General features: G+C 40.4%; 20 protein-coding genes and 2 CRISPR repeat arrays. Of the genes, 5 read left to right on the top strand and 15 right to left on the bottom strand.

Features of this window, described 5'->3' with window-relative positions; translation table 11 throughout:
* Positions 1-6 precede the first annotated feature (6 nt).
* From pglZ to CHL1_RS02750, 12 genes are all read right to left on the bottom strand, one after another.
* Entirely contained in the window at positions 7-2,598 is a 2,592-nt protein-coding gene (pglZ, locus tag CHL1_RS02800) for a BREX-1 system phosphatase PglZ type A (RefSeq protein ID WP_250934583.1), read from the bottom strand.
* 11 nt (positions 2,599-2,609) lie between these two features.
* Entirely contained in the window at positions 2,610-6,116 is a 3,507-nt protein-coding gene (pglX, locus tag CHL1_RS02795) for a BREX-1 system adenine-specific DNA-methyltransferase PglX (protein WP_250934582.1), read from the bottom strand.
* Positions 6,117-6,130: 14 nt separating this feature from the next.
* Entirely contained in the window at positions 6,131-7,666 is a 1,536-nt protein-coding gene (locus CHL1_RS02790) for a hypothetical protein (protein WP_250934581.1), read from the bottom strand.
* Positions 7,667-7,685: 19 nt separating this feature from the next.
* The gene (gene brxC / locus CHL1_RS02785) at positions 7,686-9,656 is read right to left on the bottom strand and encodes a BREX system P-loop protein BrxC (RefSeq protein WP_250934580.1); all 1,971 of its coding nucleotides are present in this window, start codon (positions 9,654-9,656) and stop codon (positions 7,686-7,688) included.
* Between the two features lie 13 nt (positions 9,657-9,669).
* Positions 9,670-9,993 (bottom strand): DUF1788 domain-containing protein, encoded by a 324-nt coding sequence (locus tag CHL1_RS02780; protein ID WP_250936216.1) that lies wholly within the window; start codon positions 9,991-9,993, stop codon positions 9,670-9,672.
* Positions 9,881-10,228, bottom strand: a complete 348-nt coding sequence (locus tag CHL1_RS02775) for a hypothetical protein (protein ID WP_250936323.1) — start codon at positions 10,226-10,228, stop codon at positions 9,881-9,883. Before CHL1_RS02775 ends, CHL1_RS02780 begins: the two co-directional genes overlap by 113 nt.
* An 11-nt stretch (positions 10,229-10,239) precedes the next feature.
* The gene (locus CHL1_RS02770) at positions 10,240-10,845 is read right to left on the bottom strand and encodes a DUF1819 family protein (RefSeq protein WP_250934579.1); all 606 of its coding nucleotides are present in this window, start codon (positions 10,843-10,845) and stop codon (positions 10,240-10,242) included.
* A 50-nt stretch (positions 10,846-10,895) separates the two neighbouring features.
* Positions 10,896-11,087 (bottom strand): helix-turn-helix domain-containing protein, encoded by a 192-nt coding sequence (locus CHL1_RS02765; RefSeq protein WP_026395803.1) that lies wholly within the window; start codon positions 11,085-11,087, stop codon positions 10,896-10,898.
* A 716-nt stretch (positions 11,088-11,803) separates the two neighbouring features.
* Complete coding sequence (locus tag CHL1_RS02760) at positions 11,804-12,088, bottom strand: STAS-like domain-containing protein (RefSeq protein WP_250934578.1); 285 nt, start codon at positions 12,086-12,088, stop codon at positions 11,804-11,806.
* Positions 12,089-12,112: 24 nt separating this feature from the next.
* A complete protein-coding gene (locus CHL1_RS18465) occupies positions 12,113-12,355 on the bottom strand; it encodes a helix-turn-helix domain-containing protein (RefSeq protein WP_420840491.1) in 243 nt (80 codons plus the stop codon).
* Positions 12,356-12,460: 105 nt separating this feature from the next.
* The gene (locus CHL1_RS02755; RefSeq protein WP_250934577.1) at positions 12,461-12,670 is read right to left on the bottom strand and encodes a hypothetical protein; all 210 of its coding nucleotides are present in this window, start codon (positions 12,668-12,670) and stop codon (positions 12,461-12,463) included.
* 43 nt (positions 12,671-12,713) lie between these two features.
* Complete coding sequence (locus CHL1_RS02750) at positions 12,714-13,958, bottom strand: hypothetical protein (protein ID WP_250934576.1); 1,245 nt, start codon at positions 13,956-13,958, stop codon at positions 12,714-12,716.
* Between the two features lie 610 nt (positions 13,959-14,568).
* On the opposite strand from CHL1_RS02750, the gene CHL1_RS02745 reads away from it, so the two are divergent.
* The 5 genes from CHL1_RS02745 to CHL1_RS02725 all read left to right on the top strand — a co-directional run bounded on the left by CHL1_RS02745 (position 14,569) and on the right by CHL1_RS02725 (position 19,697).
* Positions 14,569-14,997, top strand: a complete 429-nt coding sequence (locus tag CHL1_RS02745; protein ID WP_250934575.1) for a helix-turn-helix domain-containing protein — start codon at positions 14,569-14,571, stop codon at positions 14,995-14,997.
* A 588-nt stretch (positions 14,998-15,585) separates the two neighbouring features.
* Positions 15,586-16,893, top strand: a complete 1,308-nt coding sequence (locus tag CHL1_RS02740) for a flotillin family protein (RefSeq protein WP_250934574.1) — start codon at positions 15,586-15,588, stop codon at positions 16,891-16,893.
* 171 nt (positions 16,894-17,064) lie between these two features.
* Positions 17,065-17,730 (top strand): hypothetical protein, encoded by a 666-nt coding sequence (locus CHL1_RS02735; RefSeq protein ID WP_250934573.1) that lies wholly within the window; start codon positions 17,065-17,067, stop codon positions 17,728-17,730.
* A gap of 139 nt (positions 17,731-17,869) precedes the next feature.
* A CRISPR array of direct repeats spans positions 17,870-18,366; the repeat unit is 36 nt; unit sequence GTGTAAGTTTATCAATATCCATCAGAGAACCAAAAC.
* Positions 18,367-18,501: 135 nt separating this feature from the next.
* Positions 18,502-18,786, top strand: coding sequence for a transposase (locus tag CHL1_RS02730; protein WP_070370063.1), 285 nt, complete (start codon positions 18,502-18,504; stop codon positions 18,784-18,786).
* The gene (locus CHL1_RS02725) at positions 18,744-19,697 is read left to right on the top strand and encodes an IS3 family transposase (RefSeq protein WP_338076062.1); all 954 of its coding nucleotides are present in this window, start codon (positions 18,744-18,746) and stop codon (positions 19,695-19,697) included. Before CHL1_RS02730 ends, CHL1_RS02725 begins: the two co-directional genes overlap by 43 nt.
* 49 nt (positions 19,698-19,746) lie before the next feature.
* A CRISPR array of direct repeats spans positions 19,747-21,300; the repeat unit is 36 nt; unit sequence GTGTAAGTTTATCAATATCCATCAGAGAACCAAAAC.
* A 90-nt stretch (positions 21,301-21,390) separates the two neighbouring features.
* Here the strand turns inward: CHL1_RS02725 and cas2 are convergent.
* From cas2 to cas9, 3 genes are read right to left on the bottom strand one after another with little or no spacing between them, the layout of a single operon-like run.
* Positions 21,391-21,699, bottom strand: coding sequence for a CRISPR-associated endonuclease Cas2 (gene cas2, locus CHL1_RS02720; protein ID WP_250934572.1), 309 nt, complete (start codon positions 21,697-21,699; stop codon positions 21,391-21,393).
* Positions 21,700-21,706: 7 nt separating this feature from the next.
* Entirely contained in the window at positions 21,707-22,627 is a 921-nt protein-coding gene (gene cas1, locus CHL1_RS02715) for a type II CRISPR-associated endonuclease Cas1 (protein WP_250934571.1), read from the bottom strand.
* The gene (gene cas9, locus CHL1_RS02710) at positions 22,588-25,944 is read right to left on the bottom strand and encodes a type II CRISPR RNA-guided endonuclease Cas9 (protein ID WP_250934570.1); all 3,357 of its coding nucleotides are present in this window, start codon (positions 25,942-25,944) and stop codon (positions 22,588-22,590) included. The genes cas1 and cas9 overlap by 40 nt, the downstream gene beginning before the upstream one ends.
* Positions 25,945-26,384 lie beyond the last annotated feature (440 nt).

Raw genomic sequence — 26,384 nt, 5'->3', positions numbered from 1 at the left:
CTCCTCTTAAAGGCCAAATCCGAAGTCATCGGCAAACGCGATGTCGATGCTAAACTCGATCTCTTCCGGCACATCCGTATCGTTTGCGATGATAAGATGATAAATTTTACTTTTATTGTATTTTATTTCGTTAAATATAAACCTCACATGGAATACGCGCTCGGAAGGGTTGTTGCTGACCCTGTTAGCGATAACCGTCTGCGTATCGCTGACTGGAACGCCCTCATCATCGGTGAAATGTACGGTATAACTGCACGGCTGTACTTTCTCTCCGACAGGCTGTTTTTGCAAGAAATCGAGCGGGAAAGCCAGGTTTGTTACTTTTCGCCCCTCCGAAAGCACTGACAGCCCGGGATTTTGAACCTCAACATAATTTTTGTAACCAGAGCGCATCCCTTTATAAACAATCACCGGCACGGCCATCTCCTGTAAACTGATGCCGCCGTGAACATAATTCTGACCGCCACCCTGGACTTTAATGCGAACCGTATCCTGGGGAGCATAACCTTTCATCGGGATGCCGCCAATTTCACGCTCGGTTTTGACCGGCAAAAGATAATCAGCAGATGTTCCAGGCGCTACAAGGGCGTACCGCCGACCGAGTTCGTAAACCTCGCCATTAAAGGTCTGACGACTGATTTTCTGGCTTTCCTCAAGCGGATTGTAGGTATAGAGAAAACCATGATCAGCGGTAATAAGGATGTTGATACCGCTCAAATCGTTGACAATAATTTTGACAATGGCATTCAGTTCTGAGATCGCATCGCTGCATGCCTCAAACACCTTCGTTTCAGTAGCAAGCTTATCACCCAATGCATCAATCATATTGTGGTAAACATAAATAATTTCCTTACCCTGTACCAGGGCGCGGCGTTCTGTTTTTTTCATTTGAAGTAAGTCTTTATAGGTTACGGCGACGCTGTTAGGGTTTGCGTTATTTAGAATCGCATCACGACAAGTCGTACTTCCCGCTGGTTTGCCATCAATGGATACCTCCATTTTATCGCTGACAGACAGTTCTCTCCCAGGAAGTAGCGCCGCCATTCCAAGCTTGGTAATGCTCGGAAATACTGCTTGCATCGCTTCAAGCGTCGCCTTGCCTTTAGTTGTATGGCTGAGGACTTCGGAAAGTTCGACAGCAACCTCAAAGCGTAGCGCATCCGAAATTACTACAAAAACGCGGTTACCCTTGCTTACGTTCGGGGAAACGTAGTTGCGATAGAAGTCCCGCTGCTTATTTATTTCAGAAACATAGCCGAGGGAATCCAAATCCCCTGCGATGGCATTTGTCCAATTTAGGGTGAGTTCTTTCAGGAACCAATGGTGGTATAAGCCCTCAATAACGTCGGAGCATTTCTTCAATGGATCCTCCAGATGTGGGTTAGGGGCTTTTAAGGTATTGCCGAAAAAGTAATGGAATTGCCGGTAATAGCTATCCATCTGGTAACCATCGGTTGTATAGAGTTTCCAGATCTTTGCTGGCTCGACGAGGTGAAAGCCCCCGATGTGAGCAAGGTAAAACTCCTGCATCTTGGCGATACAATACAGGCTTTCGAGGTAATCGGCCGTTAGGTTATACCACCCCGATGTCCGGCGGTTCTCCACCGCTTCCAGGATCAACTCTACCTTGATAACCCGATCATTGATTTCTCCATAGAAACGCTTCAAGATGCTCTCATTGATGGCAGGAAAGGTATCGCTTTTTAACAGTATTGGAATCTCGATCTTATCAAAACGCTCGGCAAGGCGAAGTTCGCCCTCGACATGACTGCAGATCTCGACTAAATCCTCCCAGCCATCACTACGCTGCCATTCGTGAACAAGCTGATAGCAGTAGGCCTTTCCTGAATCTGTTACAAACCGCTCCAAACCGCGCAATGCGGAAGCTGGTAGTGTCTGCAACAGGGCTGTGATTAAAATATGCGCGGCAAGGTCAGACAGCGGGCGGTCTTCCGCATTAACAAATCCCGTGTACTTTTGTACCAACTGCCAGAATGCCTTGATATTACCGAACTTCTCAATGTTGACAAGTGGGACGTTATTTTCTTTCTCCAACCCTGCTGACAGTACGGCAATGATTACATCTTGAGCGGAGCCACCGTTTAGACCGCATAGCACTGCTATCACGTCGATATGCAGCTGGAGTGGTGTCTGGTAGCTTCTGCCGATTCGGCGAAGTTTCTCCTTGCGGTCTTTGTTTTCTAGAAACTTGGCGTATAACTTGATGGTCTTGCGCATCGCTGTGGTCGGTTCAACAAGCAGTTCTTCCATCTGGATTGATACAAAATCGGCGCGAAACACCTCGCTATAAAGCCTGATATCAAGTAGCCAGTCATCCTTCTGATCTGACTCATAGCTGAGTGGATCATAGACCAGGTAGTCACCCGTCAGATCGTCCGCTGCAAGCAGCTTCTTGATGGCGAAGTTATTTTTCCCCGTAAGTTTCACGATCGTCACACCGTCAAGCCCCAGATCGTCAAACGACTCGACAAACTCGCCATCCTGGTCGGACCAGAAGATAATTCGGCGTTTATGAAATTCCGGCAAGGATGCGGCAAAGCGCTCCGCAAGCCGTGCTTTAATTGTCTCTGACAGCATGATATCCTCCATTAAATTTTCGCCAGAACATCGGCGAAAAGTTTATAATTCTGTTTTACGCCGTCGTCAAGATCGATTGAAATATTCTGGTCGGCGAGATGGTGAACCTTTTCTTCAAAGGTGGTAATTTCACGCAGTTGCTCCGTTAGCTTATCCTGTTGCTTTAGAAGCTTAGCGCGTTCTGCACCTGAAGCGGTATTCAGTTCGCTTATAATGTGAGAAAGTTGGGTGCGATAGCGTTCCTGTTGCTCGTGGACGTAGTCCGTCCGCAGCTTGGCGATCAAATCCGGCGTGTAGCGGTGCATATAGATGAGCGCCTTGAAGCCGTGCTTTTTGCCGCTATCAAAGAGCCAGTAAATCGGTCGCTTCTGGTAGATTTTGAGATGATCTTTAAAGAAATCTTTAAGGAAATAGTTCCGTATGACTTCACGTGGCGTACCATTACTACCCAAGGCATCGGCGATGAATTTCAAATTTTCTTCCAATGTATCCGCCCCGTAGACGCTTTCGATGAAGTCCACGAACCGCCCGACGATGTCATCGTCGAAATATTCGTCGTCGCAGATAGGGATGATATTATCCTTGTCCGCTGGGAACGTGTGATACTTAGCCTCACTCCACTCACCGCCCGCGTAGGCAAGTCCCTCGCAGTCAAGCGAATAGCGCCCGAACATACAACCAACGGCATAACTGATCAGCGACCGAATCTCGCGCTCCAAGTTGGCACGGCGCACGGTCACATCCTTTTCCTCAACCTCCGGTGTGAGTTCATCTTGCAAGCCGTAGATGTCGATGAAGATACGGTTGAGTTCCTCCTCGTTGGCTTTGATGGTATCAAACCGCTCCGCCGTTTCGTGCTCCCATTTGTCGAATGACGCATTTACTGTTCTCACACTGCAGAGAAGCGGATGCCGCTTATAATCCCATGAAGTTTCAAATGCATCCCAGTCGGATTTTGAATGCATAACACAGTCACTTGCCAATTTATGAATAATCGGAAATTTTTCAGAATCAGAAGGAAATGGTATCCTTGATATATCACCAGTCTGAAATGAAATTGTTGGAGCGAGGATACGCAAGCATTCTTCAGCGAACATTGAATTGAGTGTTGCCATATATATTGGCAACACTGAGTGATGTGGATATGCAGAAGACCCCTTAACATCACAGATAAATCCTTGCGGTAAATATCGACAAGAGAACTTGCTAGAACTAATATCTGACCAAGTCACTCCCTCACAGCAGAGAAAATCTAAATTCTGAATATAACGTGACCAATGCTTTCCGTTATTTCGGACTACGGCATATTCTTTAATTTCTCTCCCATTGTCACTCCAGTTTATAAGATAGAAATAGTTACCATACCATTTGCGATAAGGACCACCCTTACTATAAGGGATCCATTTGAAAGGTTGTTCGTCAATTTTTGAATGAGGAGTATTGAACCCTATTTTGGTGTTTGAGACTTCGTGCCACAATCTTAAAAATCTCTCATTATCTCCTGTGTTTTGCCCCACTCTTGGTTTCGCAATGTCGAATACTTTGTTTTCTTTTTCAAATACTGATAAAATTTGATTGCTCACCCAATACGCCACCGGGCAACCGGGTATCTTTTCGAAGTTCTCCGCGTTGGCGGTATAGCGGTAGCCGCATTGCGGGTTGGCTATAGCTTCAAGAGTCTTTACACGCTGAACCTCCATACCGCCGCGATAGTCCACAAGCCGCAAATATTCTCCAGTTGCTCCTGTTTTACCGTTCCGCACGACAAACGTGCATACTGGGACAGTCGCTTCCTCGAACGCTGAATACTCAAACTGAATCAGCGTGATGATCTCCTTCGTTGTGTATAGCAGATTGCGGAGTTTTTCGTAACTCTTAATGAACATCCAAACATACGGCGAGAACATTCCGACAAAGCCGGTTAACTTCGCCATTTCACCACAACGAACAATAAACGCTGAGAATGTATCGCTCTTGTAATCAGTATAGTTTGTCTTCAAGTATTCGGACAGCTTGCTATTCAGCCCTTTATTCCCCATATAAGGCGGATTGGTCACAACCACATCATATTTCTGTTCCATGGCTTCCCCGATATCGATCAGGTGCTGTAGACGCCTGGATGCTTCTTGTTCACCGTGAATATCAATCATCATTTGACCGCTCACATTACGAGGCACAGCAAAGCGACGAAGCAAATCCCAGTCACAAGGCGTTATGTTTAGAAGACTTCCGTATTCTTTAGCATCGTGCATCTCTTCCACCAATTGCATTGTCTGTTTTACTGCAAGTTCATACTCTTTTTCTGTTAAATTTAAACCCATATCGTGCATAGGTGCTGTGGTGATACCATTGCTTTCATCAATCGCATAGATATGGGGCTTAATACCACGAGACAAGAAACGTCGGTCATATTGACGAGCTTTCATCATGACTGCAAAATAAGCAAGCTGGGCGGCTCGTTCGTCAATATCTAATCCATAAAGGTTGTTCTCAACAATACTGACCGCCGCATCACGTGGGTTATAGCCGTTGCTTTCATAAATTTGCATTAAAACATCGAACATATAAACAAGTATATGCCCACTGCCCATACAAGGGTCGATGCATTTAATTTCTTCAGGTTTAAGGTTTTTATATTCCTCACGAATTTGATCGAGCCGAGCCTGAACCGCTTCTTCCTGGTCTGCTTCATCAAGATAATACTTCCAGTTGGATTTTAATGTTTCATCCGGGTGTCCCTCGTACCATAGGCGCCCCAAGGAGTTCTCCACCATATATCTAGCTATCCAGTCTGGGGTAAATAGCTGTGTCGCAGCAGGGATAGTCTCTTTCGTAATCTTGACGTTCTTCTTCAGACCATCAAACACCGCCTGCTTCGGCTCGGTGTTGTAATACTGATACAGCCAACCGATAATCTGTACCGCGTCGCGGAAGTCTTCTTCGGGAATGTCATTCACCAGCCGCCCGATCACACTTTCAGGCTTGAGAATATTGTTAGGCAGGAGCATTTCGGTATAGGCCCCCATGCGCTCGAACATCTCCGGCAACAGCTCGTTCAGGGCGTTGCACTGTGTCAGTAAAAGATATCGGTAAAGTTCCTCGGTAGCGTTGGCGTTGAGCAGTGTCGATACTTTTGCCTTATCCAAGCCCTGAAGGTCGAGATGCAAGACATTTGCGAGGATTTCCGGATTGAAGTTGCCACCAGCGTCAGAAAAAACACGAATATGGGTCGGCAAATAGTCATTCACTTCCATATAACGCAAGGCGACAAAGCGGTTGAACCAGGTATAGGCCACTTCCTCAACAACTTGTTTATAGCTGGATTGTTTTATTTCTTCGACAAAGGCGTGGCGTTGATGTTTCTCATCGGCGGACAGCACCCGTCCGGCAACAACAGTGGCGTGCTCGTCACCGTAACCCGTTTCGCTGATGCCATATTGGTAGGCGCGCTGCTTGACCTGTTCGATGAGTTCGTTCCGCGCCCAAATGGCGTATTTCTGAATCGCGTTCTTGTTCATAGTCACTTCCTCGCTTAGTTAATCTGAATACTGTCGTTTGCCTCAAGCGTGTCGTACAGCTTTTTGCGGATCCCATCAAGATACTGTTCGACATCCTCGCGCGAGGTCAGCCGCTTGGCCGGGAATACATCGTATCTCCGTATTTGCGCAATTTTCTGGGGATTCGGCGTTTTTTCACCGGCTTTAGCTGGTGTCGTGTTTTCATGGAGCATCATTTCAATCCGTTTACAAACCTGGTCTTTGTAGCTAAGCAGCCTGGTAATCATTGCGTCAAGGGTCGTGAGACTGGTTGCACTGGCAACTTGCTGCTGGTATTCAGCGAAGCGGTCATCGGATTTTACTACTTCATTATTAGCCCGACTTCCAACTCCTGCCAGCGTGTGGACATCGCCCCGACACTGGGTGATGATCGCAAGGACTTCTTCTTTCTTCTGAGCAAGCAGCGTTTCGTAGGCGGACCTTACTCCCTGCATCAAGTCAGAAAGGTCTTTGATCCGGGCATAGGGCTTAGCCATCTCAAGGATAGTAGCAATCGACTTGATTTTTTCGTTGGCGTCAACATCGGTGGCAAAATAATCGCGTTCATTTTGTAAATTACGCTGTAATTGTCTGGCTGCATCAAATATCGATCGTTGAGTTTTAAAAAACGTTTCAACCTCCTCCATATCTTCAGAACTATCCCGAAGATCATCCTGTCTAGCAATCAGGCGTGTAAGGAGGGCGACATTATCGCGCTTCTGCGAAAGTATGTCGTAAATCAGGTCGCGGGCGGTTGTGACTACTTCTTTTTGGGGATAACGGTCGAGGTTGTATTCGTCAATGAGTTTTTCGTAGTGCGCCAGTTTTGGCTCAAGGGTGTCTTTTACGAAGTTGATCAGACCATCCTCATCTTTGGGAATACCCATCTGTCCGAGCCATTCGCGCAGGAAGGCAATGCTCTTACGCATCAGTTCCTCACTCGGGGCAATTCTGCGGCTCACGGCAGCCTTTTCGATTTCTGATTTTTTACGCAGATACCCGACAAGGTTTCTGTCATCCTTGCTCACAACAGCGCCGCCATAGCGTATTTCAATCTTCTGTGAAACAATCAGTCGTGCCATAATCGCGGCGATATCGACCTCACGCCATCCATATGGGATGGCCTGATAACGTCGCTGCACGTCACCCATCGATACAGGGACGTGACTTAGATAGCGTTCCTCCAGCCATTGACTTACCTCATTAAGGGCAAATTCATTATTTGCTCCCTGACCAGGAAAGCTGGATTGTTCTGGCTCGCCGTTTAAAATCTTAAGAATGTCGGCATCACTCTCTTGAAATACATTCACCAGATTCAGCTTGGAATACACACTCTCGATCAATTGTCTCAAGGCTTCATCAAGCTTACCTCTAGCATCCCCAGATTTCAGCTCAACTTTTTCACCGCAGATAAAAAACGTACCTTCTACGATCGCTTTTTCAATTTGTATTTTAGCACTATCTTCAAGTTTCCGCGCCTGAGCCTGACGTTTACGGATGATATCCTGAATACTTTCGGGTAACTGAGACACATTCTTCTGTTTGATGTATTTACGAATCTTCTGCCGCAGTTTCGAGTTCTTCGAAGTATTGTACCGTGCTGGAAAGCCGGACAATTATTTCGTTGTTGGCCTGCGAATCCATTATCAACTTAGCTTCAGGTGCGTGGTAATAGTCACTGGCGATGGTAACAAAACGGAGGCGAACACCACCAGTAGCCGAACCAACAAGGGTTTCATCGATATATTGGTCATAGGCGAAGTCATACTTGTTGAACTTATATTTCTTAGAAGGGTAAATATCGGAAAAGATCGTCTGTCCGATAATCCCAACAATCGCCCCGCTGACAACCGACGTCTTGCGAATGTCGATGGCGATGTCCTGCTCCTCATCCGTCAAAAATGAATAGGTGTCACCATTACGTGCGACGTAATTCTGTGCAACCAAACGCTCCAGCGATGCAGCTATTTCACGGCGAAGGTTGATCTTGTCGGTTCGGATATCATCCACCATTAGAATGGCGATATTGTCGATGTTCGCCTTGATGTCTTCGATGTAACGGACAAGATAAAGCAGTTTCAAAACGCTTACGTCACATTGCTCTAAACCGTCATGTTTGTCGGCGGCATTCTGGGATCGGTCAATTACCCGTCGTATCGAGCTTTCAAGGAAGGTATGAACCGTATCGTAGAACTGTGAGAATGGCACAATAGCATTCTCATCGTTACCCTGTACCTTCTGCGCCGCCTCCTGAAAACCGGACAGCATTGAACGCTCACCGCCGGATAGATGTTTACCGGAGTTGCCATGCGTGCGTATTTCGGCAAGGACTTTTTGGATAATAATGAACTGGTAAGGTACAAATGGATACGTCGCTGAAAACTCAGCGCCATCGCTGTATCCCTTGATGTCCAGTATCGCATCATTAAACGTAAAGAGATTTTTCAGAACAGCGTGTTCTTTGTCGTAAACAAGCTGCAGAAGCCCATCGGCTTCTGCATTCTTTTTAAGAATACGTTTCTTTATGACCTCATCCACCGAAGCTGAGGACAATGAGAGACGGGTGTTAAAACGGCCCTGAATCTTCGAGAAATCGTCGCCGCTGATTTTTACTACCGAATCGATAGCTTCCTGGCTCGTGACCATTACCCAGACTTTGCCTAGGCACTTGCTGCCGACTTCCTCAACAATGGATTGCAGGTTGATCATCAGGTCGCTGTCGTCACCAATGTATTGTCCAACCTCGTCGACACAGAAAAGCAGACGGAAGTCCTTCCCTTTGCTGTCAACATAGGATTTTATTTCCTCAACCAACTGCTTGATGCTCATATCAGTATTTTCTTCGCCGTTGAACCAGTTGCGGGCAGAAATTTCACTCATGCCGAGGACACTTTGCAGGACAGTCACGATATCATCCTCAAAGAACGCACAGGCAGCCCGGCTCTCCAACCATGATGCCCCGTTAATTTCTTCAAAAGCCATCCGAAATGCCTCGGTCTTACCCTGCTCATCAATGAAGCGTTCGAGTTTGGCAATTTTTAAGTCCTCACCGTAAAAGCCAAGATGGTTATAGAAAACCTTGGTAAAAACCCTTAAGACGGCGGTTTTGTCTTTGTTAATGGGGCCTTCAATATCGATATTAAAGAGAATTGACTCAGTAGGGATATTTGTGCAACGAACGACGGTGGCATACATCATCGGATCGTCAAACTTGTCTTCGAAGAAATCAACTGCTTTTTTATTTCCAACTTTAGCATTTGACAGAAGATAAGACAGAATTTTAAGAAAGTGAGATTTACCACTTCCAAAGAAGCCAGAAATCCAGACTCCAACTTTGTCCGTGGGATGATCGATGGCTTTGGCATAGTTATCAAAAAAAGTGCTGAAATGTCGTCGTAGTTCTCTCGTGATGATATACTCATCAAGTTCCTGAACGAGACTTACTTCATCATCTTGAGCTACTTTAATAACGCCGTTAATATCACGGTTAATATCCTTTTGGAACATATTTTGAATTTTCATGTCTTTCCCCCTGTTAAAGTAGATTGAATGCCCGATAATAGTTCCCGTCATGGAACTTATCAAACAGGTTTAAGCTTTGCCCGTTAAACTCTCCCGGATAAAACATCACAATTGGAATATCTGAGAATGCTTGCTGCATTGTATCGAGCATCTTATGTGACCTCATAAACGGGTACACTTTCCCAATTCCCGTCAAAAACAGCACATCACCATATTTGTGCGGCTCATATTTCATCTTTTCCAGAAATTCCTCCTGGGTAGCGATCTTCTGTAACTGAGCAAGGAGGTAGTCCTTGCCTTTTTCTCTCTTCAAGCCCTGGTACGTTGCCAAGCACACGCTTTTCAGCCAAAATTTCCAAAAGAATCTTATACATGTCTCTCTCAATAATCCGAAATTCATCGGATGAACTGTTGACCAGTCGCTCAATATAATCCCGGACGATTAACTCATGCTGCGGTGCATACTTGAATACGTGAATCCCGACCTCGTTCGATAACCCTTTATTGGCAAGGAAGTTTGTATCGGAGATTCGCGCTTTAATTCGATCCAATTCTTGTTTTATATCAGTCATTGTCTTCACTCCTACCTGAAACAATTAAATGCCGCAAGGGCGGTTAAATCGTTATTCTCACGGATCCCGTTTTCAAGCTCCGCACTGATAAATATAGGGTTTAGCTCGCAAGCGCGAACATTGTCGAGCATCTCTGTTTCGATCAGGCATTTGGTCAGTACTTGTTTGAGTTTCGCTATTGTTTGCTCACTCCAGGTGGCGATATTATCGTTTTGCTCTCGCAACCGTGAAAAAAAGACATTGATGTCTTTCCTACTATAGGAGAAATCATGCTGACGGTATTTCTCGCCAATCAGGCTGGTCATAAACTCACGGACAAGGCGGTTATAGCGCATCATCGCATAGAGATTTATTTGCTTTGCCACTTCAACAGGTGCATTTGCCAACTCATAAACCAGTTTGTCATTGTCAAGGGCCAGAATTCTCCGATGACAGGCTCGCGCTAATTTTGATATCTTTCGTTCAGTCGGGTACTGAAATAAATTATCGTATTTTATGACTTCAACGATTTCGTCTATCGATTTTCCCTCATGGTACTGTTTGGAGACAATTCTTATTTCATAGAATAGAAATTGCTCGGCGGTCAGGCTGCCGTTATACATCATTGTTGTATCCATATTAATCAATCACCCACTTATATGCGCCGTTGACTCTTGTCATCGGCAGCTTATTCAATCTCGGCACTTTTGCCGCTATCTACCCAAGCATCAATTTCAGATATTTTAAATTTGTATTGCTTACCCACCTTTCGATAAGGAATCGCTTCTTTTTTTATCCAGTTGCGAATTGTATCCTTACTAACGCCGAGGTGTTCGGCAACTTCTTCAAGACTTGACCATTTTTCAGGTGCATTCGTCATTTTTCTCCTCCTTAAAAAGCCAAACAAACTGTCACTAGTCTGGTTATTTCTATCCAGCAGTATAATTTAAGTTCTTCTGATATTGATATTTATTTTGCATATAAATATCATCATTAGAGCGAAACAATCAAATCTACATAATCACATGTAATAAGTATAAATCCAACTAATTCCTATTAATCAATTTTAGCAATATCAATGCACAATGTCAATCTCAGGTGGAAATAATTTATGTAAATTGCAATAATACATCGATCTCTGTTCTTGGTTTATAGTCAATGCAGATGTAGGCTACCTACCCGTTTACTACAGCCAGCACAAAATCAACACAAAAATGTAAAAAAAGCTGTCGCTATATAAAAAAAGGAGAATATTATGAACAAAATACAGTTTAAATACTGCAAACTATGGAGAGAATATAGTATTGAAGAAAAAGAACTGATAATCAAAAAAAGCGCACGTATGTCACAAAGTAGAATCTTTTAAGTATAAAATCAATAAATCAAATCAAAAATTTCGCAGAATGCAAAATATGAACGTTTCCGATTTAATATCATTACGCTGTTCAATTTGACTTGCAAATCATAAAAAAAGAATAGGAGGAGTGTTACTTATGAAGATTTGTCAATTTGATCGATAAGAATCCTTTATATTTGGATTCATTGAAAATTACACATTAAATTTCAAACACATTCTGTGAAACAATTCATATTTTGCTACTTCACATTTTTATTATTAAAGCAATTTTCCGTGTTTAAAATTCGTTTTATCATTCCCATGACTTCATTATTTGCATTGACAAAATTTAATTTCATTTTTGGGTTTTTGTTCTGAAATACAACAAATATTTCATGACAAAATGCCTGACCAATGTTATCAATATCTTCAAAATCAATGGTAATCTCTTTGACAGCATTTGAACTCTCTATAATGCGTCTTGCCTCAGATCTTGACATGGGATGCTTATTTTTACATAAATATTTCAGTTTAATTTCTATCATATCAATTCCTTTATTTCAATAATTTCATCTTTGTACTAGCCTGCCAGTTAATAAAATATTCATTTCTTTTGAATTACGCACAATTTTATTAATCCTTGAGATTCCTGTAAGATCATCACTACTTATTGTACTAAAATCAAAATAGTAATCTTGCTGCAGCTCATCTGTTATTCCTTCCATTAAATCGTTACATGAACAACTAAACAAGTCGCATATTTTTTCAAGTTGATCGATACTTAATTGAAGTTCACCTTTTTCGAATTTTATTATTTTTTTTGATCAATTCCTAAATATTCCGCAAAGCACTTCTGACTTAAACATGCTTTATCGCACATCATCTTAATTTTAAGCCCAACACTATTTCTATTCATTTCAGTTTCCGTAATCAATTTCATTTTCCAACATATTAAGATTGTGATCGTGAATACTTGCAACAAATAGAGCCCCTCCGCACTCAGTGCAATAAGCTTTTAATCCCCGAAATTTATATGAAGATCCCTTGATTTTCTTTTCAATCCACGCTTCTTTGACTATATAGGTTACTATTTCATGACATGTTTCGCAAAATGTTTTCGTCATCATTGATTTCCTCCTTGAGGTTATTAGTAGGGTTCATTGACAGTTATTATAGTAGCTTGATATTAGGGGGCTCATTAAATCCATCATCATAAATTAAAAGTACTAAATTGAATAAAACCAAACTTAAGATACTCTGCGGAACTTCTCTATTTCGCGAATACTTTATAATTTCCCATCCATTTTCCAGAGCACGTTCACCGTATCGCTCTACTCCGTGAATAGCGATATTTTTAGCATAATTCTTTGAAAACCGATGTTCAAGATAAGCTTTTGATGCACTTGCGACTTCTTTCCAGATTAATGCATATACTTGTGAAACAGAGAAATATTCAAGAAGCTTCTCAATAATGATATTTGTCTTCTTCCCAAATTGAGTGTTAAAATGGACAGTACTTAATTGATATTCAAAATATGAAATGCACTCCTGTTTCGCAATATCTTTCCACAATACCAATGCTTCCGATGAATTTATTTCAGAAGAATAATAATTTCCCAACAATATTTTTTTTATTAATGAATCAAATCCCTCATTACAAGTTACATTAATGATATACCATGTTTTATCAAGACAAAATTCATATGGAAAATCATCTAGAAAATTGAAATTTCCATTTTGATCTTCCAAAACGAAAGCTGTTATGTCAGAAATCGGACTTGGAATTAATATTCTTTGTTTAACTAATTCAGAATACATCAATGTTGTATACTGATCTGAAGGTGAAAGTGGTTTGATATAAGTTAAGAGTTCAAAAGGCTGAATTTGTCTTGTTGATGTATAATTTTCAACAAGCAACGCTTTGCAAATTGCGCTCAAATATACTTTATGCTTAAAACATAATTCATCAAAATCCAAAGGTATATTATTGTTGATGTTAAAAGCATTTTCTATGACTTCATGAATTTTACTGATTCTTTTTTCTCGATCTTGTCGATCTTTTTCTATTCGCTCTTTCTCTATTTTTTTTAGGGATAAACAATATTCGCAAGTACAATGATTTGACAAATTATTCGTGTGACCACAATTTAAACAAAAAAGCTCATGGATACTTGTGGGCACTTTATTAGTTTTAGATTTTTGATTTGAATATAGGAGTGCCCCGCAATTTGGGCATGGATAATCCTGATGAGAAACAGGAGGAAATAATTTGACTAGTTTACCAGGAGGTACATGAACATCAAATTCTACAAGTAAGGTTTTTACATTTTCGTTTTCATAGTATCGATAGATTAGTTCCTTTATTTGACTTTCCGACAAATGGGATAAGTCTTTATGAATTTTTTCATTGCTCATTATTCCCTCATTTTATGACAAATTTTAATTGAATATTTCGGCTTGAAAAACCGGTGATTAGTCTCAGCGGAACCAGATTTAAGTTTCACTTGATTCGACTTATTACAAACGGAATCTTAACCATTAAACACATAAAGCATATAAAATTGTGATCAGTCAAGGATAGCGCTGCAAAGCTTCCTTGATCGAGCTGAGTAATTCATGTATTCTCAAAGAATTGGATTATTGGACCAGATCGGAATTATTTAAACGAAACTCCGAAAGCATTTTAACGAAAGCCCCGCTGGTAAATCGCACCCGAAATACTCATTATAATTTAATTGTCTCTTTTGCGCATTTAAAGGAAAAACAATCACTTGTGGCTTATCCCCTTTTTATAGGCTAAACCGAATTATATCCTAGATTTGTTATTTTCACACAATTAACTAAATAGCCTTCGTTTCTTTAAAAAGGCTTCCGAAGTAAAGATTTCAAGTCCTTAATAGAAATACTTTTAGTATCATAAATCTAGCATATATACTTATAGTATACCAATATTCCAATATGATATCAATAGTATGTAGAAAGTAGTAAAAGATACTTATAGACTATACTAAAAAGGAGTGGGTCTATGAGCGATTTAACAACTAAATTAGGCAAACGTATACGAAATTATAGACAAAAGCTTGGTTTTAGTCAGGAACAACTTGCCGAAAGATCACATTGTCATCCAACCTATATTGGTCAAATTGAACGAGGCGAGAAAAACCCAACCATTGAGAGTATAGAAAAAATTACGCGATCTTTGGGAATCTCTCTTTCACAATTATTTGAAAAAATCGATTTTGTTAATCCTTCTGAAAATCAAATTGCTGAGAAATGTTATGAAATTATTCTTTCAAAAACTTTTTTGAGCAGAAAAGGATTTACAACATCATTGTTGAAATTGAAAAGTATAAAAATGAATAAAAGACTGCTCATTCTGTCAAAAGCAATTCTCTCCAACACAACTACTACCTGGTTAGAATTATCAAAAAGATGTTCAATATCACTATGTTAAGCAGCACCAGCACGAAACAAATTTTATTAATTTATTCGAATTCAACGAATCAATTAGCATTTTAAAGGTAGCTCGTTTGTCCGATGACTATAAAACACCAGACAAATTTAGAACTATCCTAAATAACTTCGAAAGATGGATGAACAAGAACGTAAAAGAAAAGTAAAAGAATTTAACGATCTTCTATTTGAAGTCCATGAAAGACAAGGAAGTAGTAAGAATGAATTTTTAAAACTAATAATGGGCTACATTGATTTTCTGCCCATAAATTTCAGCGTAGCTTTGATTTTATCACTTATTTGATTTTATCACTTATTAGAATAATAAATGATAGTTGTGTGATACTTCTCTTATTGCAAATAGAAAGGAGACGAAATCAGTAGGGAAATGTATTAGGGAATCTCGGATTACTCATGAAGAACAGACTTTAAAAGATATCTACCTGCTTTATAAAATATCGAGAGTTGCGATTTTGAAATAAACCAACTTGATTTGAGACTAGTTAATGGTTACAATAAATACATATAAACGTTGTGATAACAGCTTTATAAAGCTACAAAATTTTAACTACATTAGATAATCGATGTTATGGTGGATGGCGCGGTAAAGATCAAGATCGGTTCGTCACCAGAGGCCATTTTACTTGCTTCCGAGAATTTCTTGAACCAATCAACTGATTCAATCATTCCTCAGGTTAAAGATGTCCTTGAGGGAAATGTCCGAGAAATCATTGGCTCACTTGATCTCAAAGATATGTTGACCGACCGAAAATCCTTCTCCGAAAAGGTGCAGGAAAACGCTGTTCCGGATCTTAAACGGATGGGTCTTGAAATAATTTCCTTCAACATTCAGTCAATCCGCGATCAGGCTGGCGTGATTGAAGATCTTGGTACCGAAAATAAATCGCAGATCAAAAAAGGCGCCGCAATTGCCCGCGCCAACGCCGAGAAAGAAGTTGCGATTGCCGAATCAGAAGCGGCTAAAATTGCCAACGATGCCAGAATTAAAGCCGATCTGGAAATTGCCCAGAAAAATACCGATCTGGATATCCGCAAAGCCGAATTAAAACGTCAGTCTGATCTGACGAAGGCCCAGGCCGACGCCGCTTACCAAATCGAGCAGGAAGAACAGCGAAAAACAATCGAGACAAAGACCCAGGAAGCTAATATTATTAAACAGGTAAAAGAAATCGAGTTGGCCGCTAAAGAAGTTGAAGTTCGCGAACAACGATTAAAAGCAGAAATCAATAAAACTGCCGATGCTGAACGCTACCAGCGTATCCAAAAAGCTGAAGCCGAATTATTTGAGAAACAAAAGGATGCTGAAGCAAAGCTGTTTATTGCCACCAAAGATGCTGAAGCCAATCGATTGGCGGCCGAAGCTGATCGCTATGCCAAAGAGCAGGAAGCTGCCGCCATTGAAGCCCGGGGTTTTGCCGAGGCCGCCGCTATCAAGGCCAAAGGTCTTGCCGAAGCTGCCGGAATTGATGCCAAAGCTGAGGCCATGAAGAAATTCAGTGATGCCGCCATCATGGAAATGTACTTCAATGCCCTTCCCGAAGTTGCCCGCAATGTTGCTGCACCACTTAACAACGTCGATCGCATTACCATGTATGGCGATGGTAATTCTACCAAAATGGTCAAAGACATCGTCAATACCATGTCCCAAGTGACCGAAGGTATCTCCGAAAGCACTGGCATTAATTTGCAGTCGTTGATTTCGGGATTTTTAGGCGGCAAAATGGCAACACCGACTGAGGCCCCTACGATAACAGTCAGTACACCACTCACTGCTGAAAATAGCGAACCACAGAATCAGGATTTGATAACCGAGTTTGCCACTCAGCTTCAACCTACCCCTTCTGAAACCAGCACCGAAGACCCTGAAGAAGTCTGATTTTACAGCCTTTGCTTATTTTGACTATTTGAGATCGACGCATTTTGGTCGGGTTCTTCCCTTTTCTACCGAGTGAAATTTAAAAGAAAAGCGCCTGCTTTTGGCGCTTTTCTTGCTTAACGGGGTAATTTAAAATGCTCTATCAATTCATATCAGGGGGTATTGTCCATCATGAACACTTCAGCCTTTTTCAGTAATCTGTTTACTTTAGAAAATTCATCGGTCACCCAATTGTCGCTCTTTTTCGGGGGCGCATTTTTAATGATCCTATTCGTTTTTGTGATCTACTATGTCGTTTTTCGGGTAAAACATGAACCACCAGAAAAAATCAAGCGCCCAACTATCGAATCCCCTTCCCAGGATCTTGCGATGTTTGACGCGGCTGAAAATCCCAATTTAGCAACACTTCAGGATCGCAACATCGCGGAACAGGCCAGGCTTCAAAAACTAATCGGTTTATTAAAAACTGCCAAACGGCGGGAATCGCTCTATTCGCAGGAAGTCATCCTCGAAGATCTGGAAGCGGTTGTTTCAAAAGTTCGAGATAAAATAAACAAAGAACCAGACCTTCAGGTTTTTCCGCAATATGCCAGTCATCATGCGGAAACCGCCATTCAACTGCTGAACACCTACCTTGACTTAGATCGCACCCCGGATGATTCGGTGGAAAACATCAATAAAATCCGAAATGAAATCATCGCATCCTTTCCGCCACTCCTTGAATTTTATCAGGATTATTTAAACCGTTTGTATGATGCTCAATATTTTGATGTGGCCATTGATGTTGAGGTGGTCAAGTCGATTTCTGCAGATAAGCAGGATTTTATAAGAAAGTGATTTGATCTGGTAAGTGCCTCAAAGATGCTGTATATCAATTTTGATCAAACCTGATATACGTCATCTTTTGAGGCACTTATGAAGTATTTGACATAAATGAGGAAATAATTATTGCAGAATACACATGTCACAAAGGGCGGTGTAAGTTTATCAATATCCATCAGAGAACCAAAACTGGTGGGCAGCGATGTCATGGGCGCCATTGGTGTAAGTTTATCAATATCCATCAGAGAACCAAAACCTTCACGATCCATGACAACATCAATATCAGTGTAAGTTTATCAATATCCATCAGAGAACCAAAACGCTTAACGCTTTTATGTTCACCTCCCCCCGGTGTAAGTTTATCAATATCCATCAGAGAACCAAAACTTCCAAGCATAAAGAGTTGTCGCAGTTATCGTGTAAGTTTATCAATATCCATCAGAGAACCAAAACGGCAATATGTATATATATGTTGATGGTCTGGTGTAAGTTTATCAATATCCATCAGAGAACCAAAACCATCTCCTTGTTTAATCGTCACATCTGGGAGTGTAAGTTTATCAATATCCATCAGAGAACCAAAACGGTGCAATATTATTTATATCGTGGATTCGGGTGTAAGTTTATCAATATCCATCAGAGAACCAAAACTAATAATGATGTAATGTATAATAGAAACATGTGTAAGTGGTGCTAGAATAAAAATAGTACAAATCGAAATGAGAAAATCCAAAATTAATAAAAACATGGTACGATAAAAGAATCGTACTGAAGGAGGATCTCATTATGGCAAAACAACATGATAAACAATTCAAACTGGATGCAGTCCGGTACTATGAAGAACACAAGGAACTCGGTCTGCGTGGATGCGCTGAAAATCTCGGCGTTGGTTACAGCACGCTGGGAAAATGGAGCAAGGAACTTCAGGACAGCGGCAGTATTGAATGTCGTGGTTCAGGTAATTATGCATCGGATGAAAGTAAAGAAATCGCGCGTTTAAAACGCGAGTTGCGTGATACCCAAGATGCATTGGATGTCCTAAAAAAGGCCATCGGCATTCTGGGAAAATAACCGAAGCGATTTATGTTGAGATTGCTAAAAAGGCGGAAGCTGCTCATCACGAGAAGCGCCGGGTTTCCGTCTCCGGAATGCTGCAAAAACTGGGTGTATCACGAACCGGGTATCGATCATGGATTAACAGAAAACCATCGAATACCCAAAAACGACAGGAAGTTCTTAAAACCAAAATTGAGACCATTTATAACGACTCAAAGCAAAATTATGGAGCTCCGAAAATCACCGAAAAATTGAAACAGAGCGGTGAAATAATTGCTGAGCGGACTGTCGGCAAATACATGAAACAAATGGGTATCAAAGCTCAATGGATCAAACCTTATACGATCACGACTAAAGATTCTGACTTCAGTAAAAAACTCAGAAATATTCTTGACGAACAATTTAATCCCGAACGCCCCAATGCTGTCTGGTGCAGCGATATTACCTATATTTGGACAATGGACGGATTTTTTTATCTAACCAGTATCATGGATTTGTATTCTCGAAAAATCATTGCCTGGACGCTGTCAAAAACAATGGAAGTTTCCTGTGTAATCGACACTGTTAATAAAGCTAAAAGCCGTCGAAATCTCGATGCGCCATTGATCATTCACAGTGACCGCGGCAGTCAGTTCGTTTCAAAAGAATACCAGAAGGCAACGGCAAAAATGCAGCGAAGTTATTCTAAAAAGGCATATCCCTGGGATAATGCCTGCATTGAATCCTTTCATGCCATTATTAAACGTGAATGGCTCAATCGCTTTAAAATCCTTGATTATAACCATGCTTACCGGCTGATCTTTGAGTATCTGGAAACCTTTTATAATACAACTCGAATCCACAGTCATTGTAATTATATGTCGCCGAATAATTTTGAAAAACTTTTTACTAAAACACAAAATGAAAATTTACAAATAGCAGGTTAAAATGTGGGTGTCAAATTCTCATTTTAATTTGTACTAAATCTTGACATAGGACCAAAGTTTATCAATATCCATCAGAGAACCAAAACCAATGTTATAAAAAGTCTTCCCGCTTACAAGTGTAAGTTTATCAATATCCATCAGAGAACCAAAACCCTCGACCTGCTGAAATTCTTCAAGCGATAGTGTAAGTTTATCAATATCCATCAGAGAACCAAAACAAACCATTGGAAGATATTGCGAACTAAAAAGTGTAAGTTTATCAATATCCATCAGAGAACCAAAACGTATAATCTTATATTCACGATCCCCCCGGCGTGTAAGTTTATCAATATCCATCAGAGAACCAAAACTTATCCAGCTTCATAACATCGAAACCGACGGTGTAAGTTTATCAATATCCATCAGAGAACCAAAACCATCAACTTTGGGTTTTGTTTCGGCTGCGGGTGTAAGTTTATCAATATCCATCAGAGAACCAAAACAGGGGCGGTCGAAAGGCCGCCTATTTATTTGTGTAAGTTTATCAATATCCATCAGAGAACCAAAACATTGCCGCCACTACTATGCCCGTGTCGTCCGTGTAAGTTTATCAATATCCATCAGAGAACCAAAACAGTCCAGCAATTATTTTACTAATCTGGTCAGTGTAAGTTTATCAATATCCATCAGAGAACCAAAACATGTTTGTGTTTAAAAAGGTTATCGATGCTGTGTAAGTTTATCAATATCCATCAGAGAACCAAAACAGGTATACGTCGCCGGCCACTGCATCACCAGTGTAAGTTTATCAATATCCATCAGAGAACCAAAACGGGCCATCGTCTAGAAGCCTTATTCAATGTGTGTAAGTTTATCAATATCCATCAGAGAACCAAAACCGCAAATATTTAATCTCACTCTTTATCCGTGTGTAAGTTTATCAATATCCATCAGAGAACCAAAACGTTATGCCGACTGATAATCGATACGAACCTGTGTAAGTTTATCAATATCCATCAGAGAACCAAAACCAGATGACTGACTCTTAGATCTTTCATTTTGTGTAAGTTTATCAATATCCATCAGAGAACCAAAACCCCACCCGCATGTTTTTCTTGCACGCCAAGGTGTAAGTTTATCAATATCCATCAGAGAACCAAAACATGCCATGCCTCCATCGATTTCCGGATTTCGTGTAAGTTTATCAATATCCATCAGAGAACCAAAACTCCGTTAAACTCATACTCTTTCCGGCCAAAGTGTAAGTTTATCAATATCCATCAGAGAACCAAAACTGTTGGTCTTAAGTAACCGCTCAACATTTCGTGTAAGTTTATCAATATCCATCAGAGAACCAAAACGTAACATTAAAACTCTCGTCAATAAATACGGTGTAAGTTTATCAATATCCATCAGAGAACCAAAACGTTATTGTGCATGGCATCCTCTTCACCTCCGTGTAAGTTTATCAATATCCATCAGAGAACCAAAACCAAAATCATATTTTCTTCGCTTGTGTTAAAGTGTAAGTTTATCAATATCCATCAGAGAACCAAAACATAATACCTCCTTTCTTTTATATTTTTTTGTGTAAGTTTATCAATATCCATCAGAGAACCAAAACCTTAAATTCAATTTAACATGTTTTTTAGCTAATTGCAATCATAATCCATTATTATTTTGATATAACCTAAAACCGCATTAATATGCGATTTCAGAGTTCCAGAATATCTTCCGTATTGAGAAATGTTTCGGATGCCGTTTTATCGCCTATTAATATTTGCATAGAAGCATATTGTTTTTCAGTAATTGTAAGAACCCTTACCGAACCGTGGGGCGGAAGAAAGGATTTGATGATTCCAATATTTTTTCTGGCATCATCATGGTTACGGGTTACTCGGCAGTATACTGATAATTGCACCATAAAAAATCCATTCTTGATCAGGTTTGTTCGGAATAAAGATGCCTCGCGGCGATCACTTTTCGTTAAAGTTGGTAAATCAAACATTACTATAATTCGCATAACTCTATTATTCACCATCATTCCCCTTGAAAAAAATATCATTCACTTGAATTTCTGGAATTTTCAATAAAGTCACATCTTCTTGCGCAATTGCTGAAGTCAAACTGGAGATATACTCCGTTAACGCATATCGCAAATGATATTTTCGTTTGCCCACTAGCACGGTGTGATTGACTAGGTTAACAAGATCACGCCGGTTCTCCTTTGTCAGTTCACACACCAATTCTTCCTGATTCTGGTCAACCCATAAATCCACCAATGGTCGGAGTGGCTCCATCAAATCATCTGCCAGGTTAAAACCATTGTGACGGTTAATATGGTGAATACCCAATGTACAGCTAAAGCCAAACACGGCCAGAGTTTTGGCAACGGACGATCGAATAATGGTATAGCCATAGTTAAGCGCTGCATTAATGGTATTATCATGATCTCTGACAAAACCAGCTCCATAAAGCCGATTAAAAAACCATTTAGCGGCAATCCCTTCCCGATTGGTGACGTCATCATAGTCAACCTCGTCCCTGAACTTCAGCATCCGTTGCACATGCTCATCTGGCACCTTGCACAGAGACAAGACCTTTGCCTGATTTTGAATTTTCCCCTGGATGATCGTCTTCCACAGCAGTCCTTTGAAGAACTCCGTCATTTCAATCTGCATTTTCAGTTTTCCAAAAGGGGCATAGCTCCCATTCATCGGGTAAGTATGAGAAACTGGCAAATGACTTTCGTCGCAGAATAAGACATGGGCACCGCATTGGGTAATCGCATTTAAAGCCGCAATAGTCAAAGTGGTCCGGGGATTATCAATGACGATAGAATAAATATCAGAGAGTGGGATTTTCTTTTCCTCCTCATTTTCCGATACGATCAGCCAATTGTTCTTTACGGTTATTTTTTCGCCGGTATTAATGATAAGGGTGCGGAACATTTGATTTCACCACCTTTGTTGCCTAGAATATCGATATCATATTTTTTTAGTGAATCTTTTTTCGAAATAGAAAGGGCTTTTCTTTTTTGCAAAGGTTTTGTTGCTAACGCATAGTAAAGCAGATTTTGATTTATATTGAAAATCGATTTATAAAAACCGGAAAATTTCTGCTCTCCCTTCTTATTAAACACCTCAATATAATCATTTTTAAACAAATACATCACGTGTTTTCTGTAGTCTTCTGGCAACGCCGTCTCTTTTACCCAAAGCTTTTTATCTTTATTGACTAGATCCGTGTATTTGATCCCCCAGATGGCTGTTTCGCCTTTTTTATTTTGATACACTTCAATACAATAATATTTCATTCCCCCAAGAACGGAATAATTATGCTCCCCAATCTCTTTTTTATAATAGTTGCTAATTGTACCTTGAACAACCGAGACCCGATTGATTATTTGCCCCTTCTTGGTTTTGAACTGCTTTAATTCGTGCGCCTTGAGATATGCATCAACGGTTGGAAACGTCTCAAAAACTTCTTTCAGGCTTTCAATCAAATCCGTATCTGCTGTTCTTAAAAATGCCATATCTTTAGGTTTTAAATCACCAATACTCTTGCGATTGACTTTCATCAAAACCCCATTGATTTCACACACTTTTATAGGATTTGAATCCGCCATTGATCCCCGAAATTTCCGTTCCTGTTTCTGAGAGACGATGGGTAGATGGGGCTTGATCACAAAATCTGATAAATCACCATAGAATTCTTGCACTCGTTCTTCAAACAACTCCGGGTTTACTTCATCAAAACGTATGGCCACTTCTTTTTCCAGTTGATCGACAAACGAAGGAACACGGTTTGTTTTTGTTAACAGTCTTTCCGTATATTCCGGTGAAAAATGATAATAAGTTTGCATTTTGCTGATGCAACGTTTTAAATAATCCTGATATTCATCATTGGTGGTATTTCGGTATCGCCTTTTTATCTGGTTCAGTTTTATATTGTCTGAAGCAATTTCCACATAGGCCGGTGTCAAGTTGGCAATAACGACAGCGTCCACCGCATGGTTCAGATATGATTCCCGATCCTTTATGTCCTTGCCCCAATCTGTATCCCGCAGCCATATCTTTCTGAATCTGGACGTGATTCCACCTTTAATACCATAAACCGGTTCCCGGCGGTTGCTGTTAAACTGCAAATTAGATTTCAGATAAGTAATCAAATATTTGGTGATGTAACGGGTATCGTTAATATTTCTTGATTTCCAATCCCTTAACATACCAAGTGTTTTCTCATCATACAGATTTTCAACCATCAGGTATTTGTATTTTTTATCCGATATCTGTTTATGCTTTTTATTATGCATTTCATTGATACGGGCAATAAAATCTTCTTTTTGCTGACTACCCATATACATCAGGGGCGTCCGCTGTTTTTTAACCTGATTTTCATTGCCAAGCACCAGTGCTTTGTTATTCAGGGTATTATCCAGAATGAGTGAATAGGGGACAATGTGATCAATCTCATAGCGATGGGTTTTGTCCAGTAAGACCAACCCAATGTCGCTAAGGGGTTTGCCCGAGTAAAGGCATTTGCAATCCTGTTCATAATATAATTTATACTTCTCGATCTGAGTCCCACTCACATCCCCCTCTTCAATCTGTAAAAGATCAGCGATTGCTTTTTTTACTTTGTCATTACTTTTCTCATTTTCTTTTTGATATTTTTGAATTTCTACGCGCTCCGAAAAACTCCGATTCAATTCACTGGCAACCTCCAAATTGATATACTCCGGACTGCCATATTTTCGAACAATGGCATTAATCAATTTTCTGGTTTCATTGATAGCTCTAAATACCACTGGATTATCTTTTATTTCTGGATCATCGAGGGTTTTTAAAAGCATACTTCGATGTTCCTGACTGATATTTTCCTGCCGTTCTTTTAATTTATTAGCCTGAAAATTCCCGTAGGTTTCGCCGTTCATAAAAGCCTGGATTGCCTCACACATATATTTGTAACTGACATTACTGGTACCACTTATTTTCTTTGAGCACAGTTCTTTTAGCAATGGTTCAGTCATCCATGGTAATTTCTTGAGTTCGTTTTTTCGCCGTTTAGGCGTTTGATATTTCGAAATCAGTTCGCCCATTTGATGCAGTTTTGAATAATTTTCCACATCAAACTGAACTTCACCAATAAAACTATTCCAATCCAAACCGCAAGTCTCAATAGCATTCTTGATCGTTTTAAGATACTTAATGGCCTTTGAAAGAGCAGCATCATCAGATAAGTCGCTTTTTTTCAGAATTAAATTATAATTCTTCAGAATCTTTTTCACTTCAGTCATCGTGAGATTGCCTGACTTAAGCAGATAATGAACCAATTCTTTTGCCGCCACTGGATTTAAATGATATTCTCCTGTTGCACTATCGAGGAATTGGTATTGGGACAAGGTATTGGTCACCGCATAAACATCCGAGATAACCGTACTGCGAAAACCTCTATCCCAATCCTTGTAATACATACATTTTCCAATTGAATCCAGAAATCCTGAGTAACGTCTGAATTTTTCATTTTCATCTCCAGGACCATCTTCAAAATCCCGCTGTTTAAAGATAATGATCTCCAGCATTTCAATATTAGCTGGCGACAGGCATCCATAATACTTGCTTTGTTCTGCCAGGATCTGGTGCATTTCATTTTTTAAATACTCACGATTGATTAAATAATGAATTTCCTTGAAATTATTATTTCTAAAATCGGGATAACACTGCCCGTCCTTTTTAAATATCGTCAGAATACACTCCGCAGGACTTCTGAAATTCGTTGACTTATAGAGCTTATCAAAATTGTTCAGGGCTTCATAATCTGCTTCTTCTTCCGCATCAAGATCGTTTTTTTCGCCTTCCTGGGCATAAAAATCCTTATAGCCCCGATTATTGGCAAAATGAATCAGACAAGCACCAATCTCTTCGGGACTGATTTTCCCATCCATAGCTTTTACTCGGACTTCATAGATATCCTGATTATTTGTCTCAAAATACTGATTTAGCGCCTCAATTTTGATCAAACCAATATTCTGCAAATGCCTTTTCACCCGATCTTTTCGGTGTTTCTTCCGTCGCACCAGCCGTCTTGTCCCCCGAAAGCCTCTTCGCTGCTGACTTTTTCGATCTTTTCCCAGTTGATCGAGTTCTCCCGATTCAAAAATCCGCACCCCAAAATTTTCAATTCGAGCCGCTTTTGAATCGCCAGAAATAATTGCCCAACCGATTGAACCAATGCCGATATCCAGACCCAGACGGTATTTTATCATAATTTTTCTCCTTAAACAGATTGACAATGCATTTTTAATCGTATACAATTACATTGAAAAGAATTACTAATGTGTCAGTTTATCAATATCCATCGATAATTTTATTGATTTAGTGTAAGTTTATCAATATCCATCAGTAGTTCTAAGATAAGGCACTTCTAACGAGGTCGCCGTGGGGTATGGTGGTAACCGTCAAGCAATCCACCTTTTTTAAGACAAGCACCTTACGGGGTGTTTTTTTTATTCAACAAATGAAAGTTGTTTATTAAATATGTTTTCTGGTTTAATTATATTCCTTTATTGATATTTATGCAACTTGTTACTCGTTTTCTTGAAAACTTCTAGGCAAATTCTATCCAGTTACCATCAATACTTTTTCGGAAATTATCAGTCAGCATAAATAATAAAAAAAGAAAGCCTAAAACACAGGTCTAAGAACT

It is taken from the genome of Acetobacterium wieringae (genome assembly GCF_023700225.1).
In the GTDB taxonomy this organism is placed as follows: domain Bacteria; phylum Bacillota; class Clostridia; order Eubacteriales; family Eubacteriaceae; genus Acetobacterium; species Acetobacterium wieringae.
The sequence above is the reverse complement of the archived record's forward strand: the minus strand, read 5'-3'. Positions and strand labels throughout refer to the sequence as shown.